Origin of the sequence: Enterobacter sp. 198 (genome assembly GCF_009025585.1) — a bacterium.
In the GTDB taxonomy this organism is placed as follows: Bacteria; Pseudomonadota; Gammaproteobacteria; order Enterobacterales; family Enterobacteriaceae; genus Enterobacter; species Enterobacter ludwigii.
This window is the reverse complement of the sequence record NZ_WCIM01000022.1, coordinates 320,725-333,451: the sequence shown is the minus strand read 5'-3', so window position 1 is coordinate 333,451 and position 12,727 is coordinate 320,725. Positions and strand designations below refer to the sequence as shown.

The 12,727-nt window shown below is 60.5% G+C and carries 13 protein-coding genes; 6 read left to right on the top strand and 7 right to left on the bottom strand.

The annotated features are described in order from the left end of the window. Positions 1-40: 40 nt before the first annotated feature. From fepC to fepD, 3 genes are read right to left on the bottom strand one after another with little or no spacing between them, the layout of a single operon-like run. The gene (gene fepC / locus F8561_RS14470) at positions 41-841 is read right to left on the bottom strand and encodes an iron-enterobactin ABC transporter ATP-binding protein (protein WP_020885031.1); all 801 of its coding nucleotides are present in this window, start codon (positions 839-841) and stop codon (positions 41-43) included. After that, on the bottom strand, positions 838-1,827 hold the full coding sequence (gene fepG / locus F8561_RS14465; RefSeq protein ID WP_106504357.1) for an iron-enterobactin ABC transporter permease: 990 nt from the start codon (positions 1,825-1,827) through the stop codon (positions 838-840). Before fepG ends, fepC begins: the two co-directional genes overlap by 4 nt. Beyond that, positions 1,827-2,831, bottom strand: coding sequence for a Fe(3+)-siderophore ABC transporter permease (gene fepD, locus F8561_RS14460; protein WP_032677660.1), 1,005 nt, complete (start codon positions 2,829-2,831; stop codon positions 1,827-1,829). Before fepD ends, fepG begins: the two co-directional genes overlap by 1 nt. A gap of 108 nt (positions 2,832-2,939) precedes the next feature. On the opposite strand from fepD, the gene entS reads away from it, so the two are divergent. Next, on the top strand, positions 2,940-4,187 hold the full coding sequence (entS, locus tag F8561_RS14455; protein ID WP_151887618.1) for an enterobactin transporter EntS: 1,248 nt from the start codon (positions 2,940-2,942) through the stop codon (positions 4,185-4,187). Positions 4,188-4,231: 44 nt separating this feature from the next. Here the strand turns inward: entS and fepB are convergent, their stop codons facing one another. Then, on the bottom strand, positions 4,232-5,191 hold the full coding sequence (gene fepB / locus F8561_RS14450; RefSeq protein WP_151887617.1) for a Fe2+-enterobactin ABC transporter substrate-binding protein: 960 nt from the start codon (positions 5,189-5,191) through the stop codon (positions 4,232-4,234). Between the two features lie 187 nt (positions 5,192-5,378). Between fepB and entC the strand changes: the two genes are divergently transcribed. Genes entC through entH form a run of 5 tightly spaced genes read left to right on the top strand, consistent with a single transcriptional unit; the run spans position 5,379 to position 10,208 of the window. After that, the gene (gene entC / locus F8561_RS14445; protein ID WP_025204697.1) at positions 5,379-6,554 is read left to right on the top strand and encodes an isochorismate synthase EntC; all 1,176 of its coding nucleotides are present in this window, start codon (positions 5,379-5,381) and stop codon (positions 6,552-6,554) included. A gap of 9 nt (positions 6,555-6,563) precedes the next feature. Further along, a complete protein-coding gene (entE, locus tag F8561_RS14440; protein ID WP_014169071.1) occupies positions 6,564-8,174 on the top strand; it encodes a (2,3-dihydroxybenzoyl)adenylate synthase EntE in 1,611 nt (536 codons plus the stop codon). A gap of 10 nt (positions 8,175-8,184) precedes the next feature. Further along, on the top strand, positions 8,185-9,039 hold the full coding sequence (locus F8561_RS14435) for an isochorismatase (RefSeq protein ID WP_014169072.1): 855 nt from the start codon (positions 8,185-8,187) through the stop codon (positions 9,037-9,039). Further along, the gene (gene entA, locus F8561_RS14430) at positions 9,039-9,794 is read left to right on the top strand and encodes a 2,3-dihydro-2,3-dihydroxybenzoate dehydrogenase EntA (protein ID WP_020885024.1); all 756 of its coding nucleotides are present in this window, start codon (positions 9,039-9,041) and stop codon (positions 9,792-9,794) included. The genes F8561_RS14435 and entA overlap by 1 nt, the downstream gene beginning before the upstream one ends. Continuing rightward, complete coding sequence (gene entH / locus F8561_RS14425; protein WP_014169074.1) at positions 9,795-10,208, top strand: proofreading thioesterase EntH; 414 nt, start codon at positions 9,795-9,797, stop codon at positions 10,206-10,208. 47 nt (positions 10,209-10,255) lie between these two features. Here entH and F8561_RS14420 read toward each other — a convergent pair whose 3' ends face one another. From F8561_RS14420 to F8561_RS14410, 3 genes are read right to left on the bottom strand one after another with little or no spacing between them, the layout of a single operon-like run. After that, a complete protein-coding gene (locus F8561_RS14420) occupies positions 10,256-11,368 on the bottom strand; it encodes a M20 family metallopeptidase (RefSeq protein WP_079231288.1) in 1,113 nt (370 codons plus the stop codon). Between the two features lie 13 nt (positions 11,369-11,381). Continuing rightward, positions 11,382-11,846, bottom strand: a complete 465-nt coding sequence (locus F8561_RS14415) for a YjiG family protein (protein WP_014169076.1) — start codon at positions 11,844-11,846, stop codon at positions 11,382-11,384. Further along, positions 11,843-12,565 carry a nucleoside recognition domain-containing protein gene (locus F8561_RS14410; RefSeq protein WP_020885022.1) on the bottom strand — a complete coding sequence of 241 codons (723 nt, stop codon included), beginning with the start codon at positions 12,563-12,565 and terminating at the stop codon, positions 11,843-11,845. The genes F8561_RS14415 and F8561_RS14410 overlap by 4 nt, the downstream gene beginning before the upstream one ends. Between the last annotated feature and the right edge of the window lie 162 nt (positions 12,566-12,727).

Sequence of the window (12,727 nt, the reverse complement as noted above, 5' to 3'; positions counted from 1 at the left end):
CCCTCACTCTCACCCTCTTTTCCAGGAGAGGGTGAGGGCATCAGACTGCATGCTTGCCCAACGGCACCACCAGCGGCGTACCGGCCACGGGATCGTCGATAATCATGCAGCGCATGCCGTAGATCTGCGCGATCAGATCCGGCGTCACAATCTCTTTTGGCGCACCCTGCGCCACAATTTCGCCATCGCGTAACGCAATCAAATGTGTGGCATAGCGGCATGCCTGATTTAAATCATGCAGCACGGCTGCCAGCGTATAGCCCTGCGTGCGGTTCAGCTCGCTCAACAACTCCAGCAGATCGATCTGATGGCTGATATCCAGCCACGTGGTAGGCTCGTCCAGCAGCATGATGGCGGTTTCCTGTGCCAGCACCATCGCAATCCACGCCCGCTGGCGCTGCCCGCCGGAGAGCGTATCCACGCTTTGCCGGGCCAGGTCGGTAATGCCCGTCGCCTGCATTGCCCGCTTCACCGCCTCATCATCCTCTTTACGCCAGCGAGTAAACAGCGGCTGATGCGGATAGCGCCCGCGCGAGACCAGTTCCTGCACCGTGATATCCCCGGGCGTGGTGGCGTTTTGCGCCAGCAGGCCGATACGGCGCGCCACCTCTTTGCTGGCAAAGCGCTGGATCTGCTCGCCGTCGAGATACACGCAGCCCTCAACCGGCGTCATCAGGCGGCTGAGGGTGCGCAGCAGGGTCGATTTACCGCAGCCGTTCGGGCCGATAATCGCCGTAAAATGGCCGTCCGGGATAGCCACCGTCAGGTCACGGGCAATGATTTTTTTGCCATAGCCGAGGGTTAAGTGTTCGCCGCGCAAGCGGGTTGTGCTGTTTGTCATTTCTTGCGTGACTCCTGAACTAACAAGACGATGAGGTAAATCCCGCCGAGGCTGACGGTCACGACGCCTACCGGAAGTTGATAAGGCATAAATAACCGCTGGGCGCAGAGGTCGGCGGCCAGCAGTAACGCTGCGCCACACAGCGCCGCCTGGGTTAATCCCCAGCGCGCCGTGCCGCTGATGCGCCGGGCAATGTGCGGTGCAACCAGCGCGATAAACGAGATCGGCCCGGCGATGGCGGTGGCGGCAGCGGTCAGTAACACCGCCACCAGCATCAGCATCAGGCGCGAGCGCTCAACGCCCACGCCCAGCGCGCAGGCGCTGTCATCACCCATCTCCAGCAGGCGCATCCGGCGTACCAGCAACACCGCGCCAATAAACATCACCAGGATCAGCGGGGCAGCGGGCCAGGTTTTGCCCCACGTCAGGCCATTGAGTGAACCGGCATACCACAGACCGGCAGAGAGCGCGGTGTCGAGCGAAGCCTGCAGCAATAGCCAGGTGTTGAAAGCCATTAACATGGCGCGAATGCCGATACCGATAATGATCAGGCGGAAGGTGTCGATACCGTTGCGCCAGGCCAGCGCCCAGATAATGAGCGCGGTGACTATCCCGCCGGTCATCGCGGTGAACGTGATGGCCGTCAGGTGCTGACCAAACAGCACCATCGCCACCAGCACGCCGCTCCAGGCGCCGGTGTTCAGCCCCATTACGTCCGGGCTGCCAAGCGGGTTGCGCATCAACGACTGAAAAATGGCACCGCTGACGCCGAGCGCCGCGCCCACCAGAATCGCCATCGCCACGCGCGGCAGTCGCCACTCGGTGACCACCAGGGTGACATTGCGCGGCGCACTGCCAAGCAGCGCGTTAAAAATCTGCGCGAAATCGAGCGTGACCGCGCCGCTGCGCAGGCTCCAGACCGCCAGCATCAGAATGACGACGGCCAGCAACGACACGCTGGTGACTAAACGTCGGGACGGGGCCATCATGCGCCACCTCCGCGTTTACGTCGCACGAGGAAGATCAGCACCGGTGCACCGATAAACGCGCTTACCACCGAGACGCGCAGTTCACCAGGCACCAGCAGGCGACCCACAACATCCGCGAACAGCAGCAGGGCAGGGGTAGCCAGCAGCGTGACCGGCAGCGACCAACGGTGATCGGCACCCACCAGCCAGCGTGCCATGTGGGGCATCATCAGGCCGATAAAAGCAATGGGGCCGACAACTGCAGTTGCGCTGCCGCACAGTACGGTGATCGCGACAAGACCCGTTAGCTGCGTGCGCGCCACGCGGTTGCCGAGCGCGGTTGCGGTGTCGCTCCCGAGGCTCAGGCTGTTGAGCGCCCGGCTTAAACACAGCGCGACGGCGGCGGCGATGACGACCGGGATCACCACCACTTTTAAGGTTGCCAGGGTGCGAATATCCAGCGAACCGGCCTGCCAGAAGCGCAGCTGGTCGTAAACATCCGGGTTAAGCAGGGCGATGCCGTTGGATAACCCTTCCAGCACGGCGGCAAGCGCCACGCCCGCCAGCGTCAGGCGTACCGGACTCAGCTGTCCGCCACCCTGGCTACCGGTAAACGCCACCACCAGCGACGCCGCCAGCGCGCCGCAGAAGGCCATCACCAGTTGTTCAGACGGAGAGGTAAAACCGAAGAGCGCCGCGCCAAGCACAATCGCAAAGCTGGCACCGCTGTTTACCCCAAGAATACCGGGGTCGGCCAGCGGGTTACGGGTGAGCGTTTGCATTAAGGCACCGGCAAGACCCAGCGCACCCCCGGCCAGCAGTCCGGCAAGGGTACGGGGAAGGCGGGCATCGAGCACGATGGTGCAGTCGGCGCTCTGACAGCTGCCAGTGAGCGCATCGACAATAACGGACGCGGGCAGCGGCTTCGCGCCGACCAGCAAACTGAGTGCAATCGCAAGGATTAACAGTAGCAATAACACGGGCACGGCAACGGCGCGCACCGCGGAAGAGGAAAACGACATAGCAACATCCATGATTTGATAATGATAGTGATTATCGTTATCTATCTTATTTGGCTATGTTAGCATGTGCGCCAATGGAATTGGTAGAAATACACTCAAGGCCTTGTCATGAATCAAAAATCCTGGCTGCTCAACCTCAGCCTGCTGAAGACGCACCCCGCATACCGCGCTGTCTTTATCGCCCGTTTTATCTCCATCCTCTCCCTCGGCCTGCTTGGTGTTGCCGTGCCGGTGCAGATCCAGTCCATGACCCACTCCAGCTGGCTGGTGGGGCTTTCGGTCACCTTAACCGGTGGGGCGATGTTTATCGGCCTGATGGTGGGCGGCGTGCTGGCGGACCGGTATGAGCGTAAAAAACTGATCCTGCTGGCACGCGGCACCTGCGGCTTAGGCTTTATCGGGCTGTGTCTGAACGCCATGCTGCCGGAGCCGTCACTGATTGCCATTTACGCCCTCGGTCTGTGGGACGGTTTTTTTGCGTCACTCGGCGTCACGGCGCTGCTGGCAGCCACGCCCGCGCTGGTCGGGCGCGAAAACCTGATGCAGGCGGGGGCAATCACCATGCTGACCGTGCGCCTCGGGTCGGTAATTTCACCGATGGTCGGTGGCCTGCTGCTGGCGACCGGCAACGTGGCGTGGAACTACGGGCTGGCGGCGGCGGGCACCTTTATCACTACGCTCACGCTCCTGCGTTTGCCGCGCCTGCCGCCTCCGCCACAGCCGCGCGAACATCCGCTGACATCACTGATGGCCGCGATCCGTTTTCTGTTCAGCAATCCGTTGATAGGTGGCATTGCGCTGCTCGGCGGTCTGCTGACGATGGCCAGCGCCGTACGCGTGCTTTACCCGGCGCTGGCGGGCGTGTGGCAGATGAGCGCGTCGGAAATCGGCGTGCTGTACGCGGCTATTCCGCTCGGCGCGGCATGCGGCGCGTTGACCAGCGGTAACCTGGCGCAGAGTGCGCGTCCCGGGCTGATCATGCTGCTGGCTACCCTGGCGTCGTTTATTGCGATTGGTTTCTTCAGTCTGATGCCGGTATGGGCGCTGGGCGTAATGTGTCTGGTGATTTTTGGCTGGCTAAGCGCCATCAGTTCATTGTTGCAGTACACCCTGATTCAGACCCAGACGCCGGAAGGGATGCTGGGGCGTATCAACGGTCTGTGGACCGCACAGAACGTGACGGGCGATGCCATTGGCGCGGCTATCCTCGGCGGGCTGGGGGCGATAATGACCCCGGTGGCTTCAGCGAGCAGCAGCGGCTTTGTCCTGGCTATGCTGGGAGTGATATTGCTGGTGGTCCTGGTTGAGCTGCGTCGGTTCAGGCAGGAGATTGTGTTGAACGACAGTGCGGCCTGATGCGTTCACACCGGCCCTCTCACCGAGAGGGCCGGGTTAGCCTCTTACCTGAACTGTGCGTCTAAACGCTGCAGTACCCGCATTGCACTGTAATAATCCAGGCGGAACGTCTCTGTTCCCAGTGCCCAGACGCGCTTGTTCTGCACGGCTGGAAGGTGCGCCAGCAGCGGATTGGCGTAAATCGCATCCACATCTTTCTGATCACCGGCAAACAGGAACAGCCCTTCGCCGTTCAGCCCGGTCGCCAGATTTTCCCCGCCTAACTGAATAATATCATGACGCTGACCCTGACTTTTTGAGGTGTGCAATCCGGCAGGCAGTTCAGCCAGCGTAAAGCCCAGCTGCTGCAATAACTGGCCCTGAGCGGATTCCGCCGTCCACAGGTTTGCCGAGTGCGCGGCGGCGGTGTAGACGATGGCGTTCACCGGCTGCGGCGGTAATGTCATCTGCTGTTTCACCTGGGCAAGCTGCTTATCAAACGCGGCGATGCGCTCGGCGGCCTGTTTTTCCTGACCCGTGATTGTGCCGAGCTGTTTTAGCAGCGCCTGCCAGCTTTTGTCGTCGTAGTTAATAACAAGCGTCGGCGCGATAGCTGAAAGCTGGTCATACAACGCCAGCGCCGAATCCCCGCCGGTGGCACTGATCAAAATCAGGTCCGGCATCTGGGCGGCCACCGCTTCGGCGCTCGGCTCGCCAATGTACAGACGCGCAAGCTGACGCTGTTTCGCAATATCGCCCCACTGGCGCAAGAATCCCTGCCCATCCGCCACGCGGTTGTTGGGCGTGGTGGCGCCGCTGGCAATAACCGGCGCGTCAATCGCCAGCAGGGAGCCGGTCAGGGTCACGCTGGTGGAGACGATGCGCGTCGGTTTGTGCTCAAGCGTATGCACGCCGCGGCTGTCTTTCACCTGACGCGGCCAGTCGGCGGCAAGCGCTGAGGTAAGTCCTAAAACAAAAAGTCCGATGAAAAGCAGGGGATTACGGCAGACGGCAAGACATTTCACAACGTGGCATCCTGTTTCTGTTGAAGTTAATGCTTCTCATTTTCATGTCTGCGACGACGGGATGCAAGCGTTACCCGAAGAAGATGTTTGCTCTGCGGTTGACAGCGACGCGATGTGAGATTAGGTTAGCGAGCGCAAATATAAATGATAATCATTATTACTGCCTTTATCATTTTAGGAGGATGAAATGGATACGTCCCTGGCTGAGGAAGTTCAGCACACCGCCAGCACGCTGCAATCAGACAGCTTTTTCTTTATGTCGCCTTACCGCAGTTTTACCACGTCCGGCTGTTTTTCCCGCTTCTCTGAATCCGCCGTCGGGGGTGACGATCCGGCAGGACAGTTTCAGCAGAAATTAGCCCACGCTTTCCGCAACGCAAAAGCCAGCGGCATTGCCCATCCTGTGATGGTGGGTGCCATTCCGTTTGATACCCGCAAGCCGTCGTCTCTGTTTATTCCGCAACGCTGGCAGACCTTTTCTCGCCCGGCGCGTCAGCAGTCCGCCCGCTATGTTGCCGGCTCACAGGCGTTGAAGGTGGAAAAACGCACCGAGATCCCGCCGCAGCCGGTATTTGAAGAGATGGTCGCCCGCGCGGCTGCCCTCACCGCCACGCCGCAGGTGAACAAAGTGGTGCTGTCGCGCCTGATTGATATCGTCACCGACAAACCGATTGATAGCGGTGCGCTCATGGAGCGGCTGATCGCCCAGAACCCGGCCAGCTACAACTTCCACGTACCGCTGGAAGACGGTGGCGTGCTGCTCGGCGCAAGCCCGGAACTGCTGCTGCGTAAAGAAGGGGCGCATTTTAGCTCTCTGCCGCTGGCAGGCTCCGCGCGTCGTCAGCCGGATGACGTGCTGGATCGCGAGGCGGGCAACAAGCTGCTGGCGTCTGAAAAAGATCGTCACGAGCATGACCTGGTGACCCAGGCGATGAAAGCCATTCTCAAACCGCGCAGCCATCACCTCAGCATGCCGTCCTCCCCACAGTTGATCACCACTCCCACGCTCTGGCATCTGGCCACGCCGGTGGAAGGTGAGGCGCGTGAAAACGAAAACGCGCTGACGCTGGCCTGCCTGCTGCACCCGACGCCAGCCCTGAGCGGTTTCCCGCATCAGGCTGCTAAGGCATTGATCGCCGGGCTGGAGCCGTTCGATCGCGAGCTGTTCGGCGGCATCGTCGGCTGGTGTGACAGTGAAGGCAATGGCGAATGGGTGGTCACCATCCGCTGCGCACGTCTGCAGCAGAATACCGTTCGCCTGTTTGCCGGCGCGGGCATTGTCCCGGCCTCTTCACCCGTGGGCGAGTGGCGTGAAACCGGCGTAAAACTCTCCACCATGCTCAATGTTTTCGGTTTGCATTAAGGAACACTCATGACCCTTCCCTTTACCCGTTGGCCCGAGGATTTTGCCCGGCGCTACCGTGAAAAAGGCTACTGGCAGGATCTGCCGCTGACCCACATCCTGACGGATCAGGCGAATAACGATGCGGTGGCGATCGTCGACGGTGACCGTCGCATAACGTACCGCGAGTTTAACCAGGCCGTGAATAACCTGGCATCGCGGCTGCAGGCGTTGGGGCTTCATCGCGGTGAAACGGCGCTGGTGCAGCTTGGCAACGTGTGCGAGTTTTACATGACCTTTTTCGCCCTGCTGCAGATGGGCGTGGCGCCGGTCAATGCGCTCTTTAGCCATCAGCGCTCGGAGCTGAACGCCTACGCCACGCAGATCAAACCTGCGCTGCTGATAGCCGATCGCGAGCACGCCCTGTTTGCAGGGGATGACTTCCTCAATACTTTTGTCGATGAGCACCGTTCGGTGCGCGTCGTGCTGCTGCGCGGCGACAAGGGTGAACATGCACTGGACGCGGCGATTGCGCATCCGGCAGAAAATTTCATTCCGAACCCGACTCCTGCCGACGAAGTGGCGTTCTTCCAGCTCTCGGGCGGGAGCACCGGCACGCCGAAGCTGATCCCGCGTACGCATAACGACTATGACTACAGCATCCGTCGCAGCAATGCGATCTGCGGGATTACCGCGGACACGCGTTATCTGAATGCGCTGCCAGCGGCCCATAACTACGCCATGAGCTCACCCGGCTCGTTAGGCGTCTTTACGGCGGGGGGCTGCGTGGTGCTGGCAAACGATCCGAGCGCCACGATCTGCTTCCCGCTGATAGAAAAACATCAGATCACGGTTACCTCGCTGGTGCCCCCGGCGGTCAGCCTGTGGCTGCAGGCGATTGCCGACGGTGCAGGGAATGCCCCGCTCTCATCGCTGACGCTGCTGCAGGTCGGTGGGGCGCGCCTGTCCGCGACGCTCGCGGCGCGTATTCCGGCAGAAATTGGCTGCCAGCTGCAGCAGGTGTTTGGTATGGCGGAAGGGCTGGTGAACTACACCGCGCTCGATGATACGCCGGAACGCATTATCAATACGCAGGGGCGCCCGATGTGCCCGGATGACGAAGTGTGGGTGGCGGACGAGCACGGTAATCCGCTCCCGCGCGGTGAAGTCGGGCGTCTGATGACCCGCGGGCCGTATACCTTCCGCGGCTATTTCAACAGTCCGGAGCACAACGCCAGCGCCTTTGATGCAGACGGCTTTTACTGCTCCGGCGATCTGATCGCCATTGACGAACAGGGCTACATCACCGTTCAGGGACGGGAGAAAGATCAGATCAACCGCGGCGGCGAAAAGATTGCCGCAGAAGAGATTGAAAACCTGCTGCTGCGCCACGACGCGGTGATCCACGCGGCCCTGGTGAGCATGGAGGACAGCCTGCTGGGTGAAAAGAGCTGCGCGTATCTGGTGGTGAAAGAGCCACTGCGTGCGGTGGAGGTGCGCCGCTTCCTGCGTGAGCAGGGCGTTGCAGAATTTAAACTGCCGGACCGCGTGGAGAGCGTTGATGCGCTTCCGTTAACGCCCGTCGGCAAAGTCGATAAGAAACAGTTGCGCCTGTGGCTAGCTGAACGCGCCCGGGGCTAAGGAACAGAGTATGGCCATTCCACAATTAACCGCTTATGCGCTGCCGACGGCCGCAGATCTGCCAGACAACAAAGTGAACTGGGCGTTTGAGCCAGAACGTGCCGCGCTGTTGATCCATGATATGCAGGAGTATTTCCTAAACTTCTGGGGCGAAAACAGCCCGATGATGGCCCAGGTGGTCGCGAATATCGCCAGACTTCGCGATTACTGCAAGCAACACAATATTCCGGTTTACTACACCGCGCAGCCGAAAGCGCAGAGCGATGAAGACCGCGCCCTGCTGAACGATATGTGGGGACCGGGGCTGACCCGCTCACCAGAGCAGCAGCGCATTGTGTCTCAGCTGACGCCGGATGAAGCCGATACGGTACTGGTGAAGTGGCGCTACAGCGCGTTCCACCGCTCGCCGCTGGAGTTGATGCTGAAAGAGACGGGGCGCAACCAGCTGCTGATCACCGGGGTTTACGCCCATATTGGCTGCATGACGACCGCTACAGACGCCTTTATGCGGGATATCAAACCGTTCTTTATCGCCGATGCGCTGGCCGATTTTACCCGCGATGAGCACCTGATGTCCCTGAACTACGTCGCAGGGCGCGCCGGCCGGGTGGTTATGACGGACGACCTGCTGCCGTCTATTCCGGCCACGAAAGCGGCACTGCGTGACATCATCCTGCCGCTGCTGGATGAATCAGATGAGCCGATGGATGACGAAAACCTGATCGACTACGGTCTGGACTCGGTGCGCATGATGGCGCTGGCCGCCCGCTGGCGCAAAGTGCACGGCGATATCGACTTCGTGATGCTGGCGAAAAATCCCACCCTCGACGCCTGGTGGGCGCTGCTCTCCCGCGAGGTGAAGTGATGGCGGGGTTCGATTTTACCGGCAAAACCGTCTGGGTAACGGGCGCGGGTAAGGGCATCGGTTACGCGACGGCGCGGGCGTTTGTTGAAGCGGGCGCGCAGGTCACCGGATTTGACCTGGCCTTCCCGCAGGAAGCGTATCCCTTTGCCACCGAAACGCTGGACATCGCGGATGCCGCACAGGTCCGCGAGGTGTGCGGGCGCGCGCTGGCAAGACTTGAGCGTCTGGACGTGCTGGTGAACGCGGCGGGAATACTGCGTATGGGCGCGACCGACCAGATTGCGCAGGAGGACTGGCAGCAGACCTTCGCGGTTAATGTCGGCGGGGCATTTAACCTGTTCCAGCAGACGATGGGCCAGTTCCGTCGCCAGCAAAGCGGGGCGATTGTCACCGTGGCGTCTGACGCGGCCCACACGCCGCGTATCGGCATGAGCGCCTACGGTGCGTCGAAAGCGGCGCTAAAAAGCCTGGCGCTGACCGTCGGGCTTGAGCTGGCGGGCAGTGGCGTGCGCTGTAATCTGGTGTCACCTGGGTCAACGGATACCGATATGCAGCGCACCCTGTGGAAAAGCGACGATGCTGAGCAGCAGCGTATTCGCGGCTTTGGCGAGCAGTTCAAGCTCGGTATTCCGCTGGGCAAAATCGCCCGTCCGCAGGAGATTGCCAGCACGGTGCTGTTCCTCGCCTCCGATGCTGCCAGCCATATCACGTTGCAGGATATCGTGGTGGACGGCGGCTCCACGCTGGGAGCGTAGATGATCTGGAAACGTCACTTATCGCGTGAAGAAATGAACGCCACCAGTCTGAACTCCATGGTGGCGCATCTGGGCATTGTCTATACCCGCATCGGTGACGATACGCTTGAGGCCGAAATGCCCGTGGATGCGCGTACCCATCAGCCGTTCGGTCTGTTGCACGGCGGGGCGTCGGCGGCGCTGGCGGAAACGCTGGGGTCGATGGCCGGGTTTCTGATGACCCGCGACGGACAAAGCGTGGTGGGAACGGAACTGAACGCAACGCACCATCGCGCGGTATCGCATGGGAAGGTGCGCGGAGTGTGTCAGCCGTTGCATCTTGGGCGAACCAGCCAGAGCTGGGAGATTGTGGTGTTCGACGAGCAGGGACGGCGGTGCTGTACCTGCCGGTTGAGTACCCAAATTTTGGGCTAGCGTTGCACGGTCAATACCCCTCTCCCCGTTGGGGAGAGGGGTAAGACTTACAGCATCGAAATCACCCGCTTCAACAAGCGTATTCTCGGCGCAATCGACGCTTTATCCAGCCACTCCGCCGGGCTGTGGAACCCGGCACCGATCGGCCCCAGCCCGTCCAGGGTCGGAATGCCCAGCGCGGCGGTGTGGTTGGCATCACTGCCACCACCGACCGCCTGCCAGGTAATGGCTATTCCTTCCGCCTGACCTGCCGCTTCAACCTGCTGCATCAGCGCCTGCGTGGCTTTACTCGCTGCCATCGCCGGTTTGTGGTTCACGCGCGTCAGCGAGGTCGTGACGCCCTCTAAAAAGCCTTTTTCACACAATGCCTCCAGCGCCTGGTTCACCCGGCTGTACTCATCGTTTTCCCAGAAACGCACGTCCAGCTCGGCAACGGCTTTATCGGCCACCACGTTTGCCGCGCTGCCGCCGTGGATCACGCCGACGTTGAGCGTGGTGCCACGTTCCTGGTCGGTCAGGGCATTAATGGCAATAATGCTGTTTGCCAGGGCGGTTATCGCCGAGCGGCCTTTCTCCGGTTCGTTACCCGCGTGTGCCGCCACGCCGCTGAACGTCAGGTGATAGCCCGCCATCCCTTTGCGAGCCTTCACCAGCGAACCGTCGGCGCGCGCGGCTTCGCATACCAGCACGCAGCGGGCGCGTTTTGCCAGTTCGCCAATCCATTCGTGTGAATAGACGGAACCGGTCTCCTCGTCGGGATTCATGGCGATCGCAATGGCCAGACGATCGTGGTCGGCTGCGTCCAGCTCACGCATCGCCCACAAGATATTCAGCAAGCCGCTTTTCATATCCGATACGCCAGGGCCATAAAGACGGGTGGCGTCCTCGCTCAGCGGACGCTCGGCGACGGTGCCGGGGGCAAATACCGTATCAAGATGGCCGACCAGCAGAACGTCGAACTGTGCCGCCTGTGGCTTATTACTGACGAATACGCCCGGGCCGACCTTGTCGCCCAGATTGACCCGTTCGGTGTGCCAGCCTTCGCGTTGCCAGAGCGTTTCAATAATGCCAGCCACGGTTTCGACGCCTGCGACAGTACGGGTGCCGCAGTCCACGTTCACCAGGGTTTTCAGCTCTTCAATATAATGGTCAAGGTTCATAATAACGTCCTGTTCAGAGAATAATGCGCATCAGCAGCATGGCTAAGAAGGCGTTGATGACCGAAATGGCAATCATCAGCGGAATACGTTTGGCGCGGGTGCCGATCACACCCAGAATGCGGCCGAGATACTGCACCTGTGAGCCCATCAGATAGATAGCAGGTGCCAGAATCGCCAGGTGCTCGCCGGTAATAATCCCTTTATCAAACAGGCCGATCGCCACGCCGATCCCACCGCCCATCGACATCCAGCCGCCAATCAGCACGGCAGCCGCTTCACCCGGCAGGCCAAACAGGCCCATCAGCGGGGAGAAGATCATCCCCAGCCCTTTCAGTGCCCCGGTAATTTCCAGCGCCTTGATGATGATAAAAGCCATGACCACGTTGGGCAGGGTGCTGCCGGTGGCAATACTCCAGCCCTTGCGTGCGCCTTCGACAAACACATCGGTAATCACGGGATGAGATTGTGGGGCACTCATACGGTCTCTCCTTGTGTCGGTTGTTGCTCAGGGGCATCTTTGCCGATGACGGTCAGGATCAGGCGCAGCAGATTCGCGCCGACAATCTTCATGATGAACATCACGGCGATGCAGGCACCAATGGAGGTTGGCACCGCGGCCGTCCCGTCAACGGCGACCAGGGTAAAGAGGATGGCACCAGAGGAGAAAAAGTTGGTGATCATCGCCCCGGCGGAGAACTGGAACATGGCGAAAACGTCTTTCTCTTTTTCGCTAATCTGCCCTTCATCGGACAGGTTGCGGGTGAGGGATGCACCCACATCGGTGCTCTGCAGGCTGCCAATCAGCGCCAGCCCGGTGGTGCCCGGAATACCCAGCAGCGGGCGCAGCAGCGGCGTTAACAGCTTACGTGCTGCACGCAGCGCACCATAGTGCTCCAGCACGTTGATCATCCCGAGCGCAAACATCACGGCCGGAATTAAACCGAGCGCAAAGAGAAACCCGTCCATTGCGCCACTGCCGCCGGTACCGCGAAAGGCGCTGGTGGCGGTGGTCAGGGTGCCGTCTTCAAGGCTAGCCTTGCTGACCACCTTGCCAAACGCACCGTTGAGGGTGGTGAAATCAAACACGCCGTACCACTCTTTTCCGCCCAGCAGGCCAGAGAAGAAAACGGCTGCGAATGCCAGCGCAACGTACGCGCCGGGCCCGACCTTGAGATCCTGAGGTACTGAACTGTTCATATCCTTTTCCTTGTATGCACGCGATTGCGCAGGGTCATTCTGGCGAGGTTTTGAGCAAAAAAAATGATACAAATCATTTCGTAAGGCGGTGTCGGGACGGAAAAAGCAAAAGTGTGACCCGTGGCGGCAGGGGTGTTTCAGTGGAAGGTGATCGGCTTAACA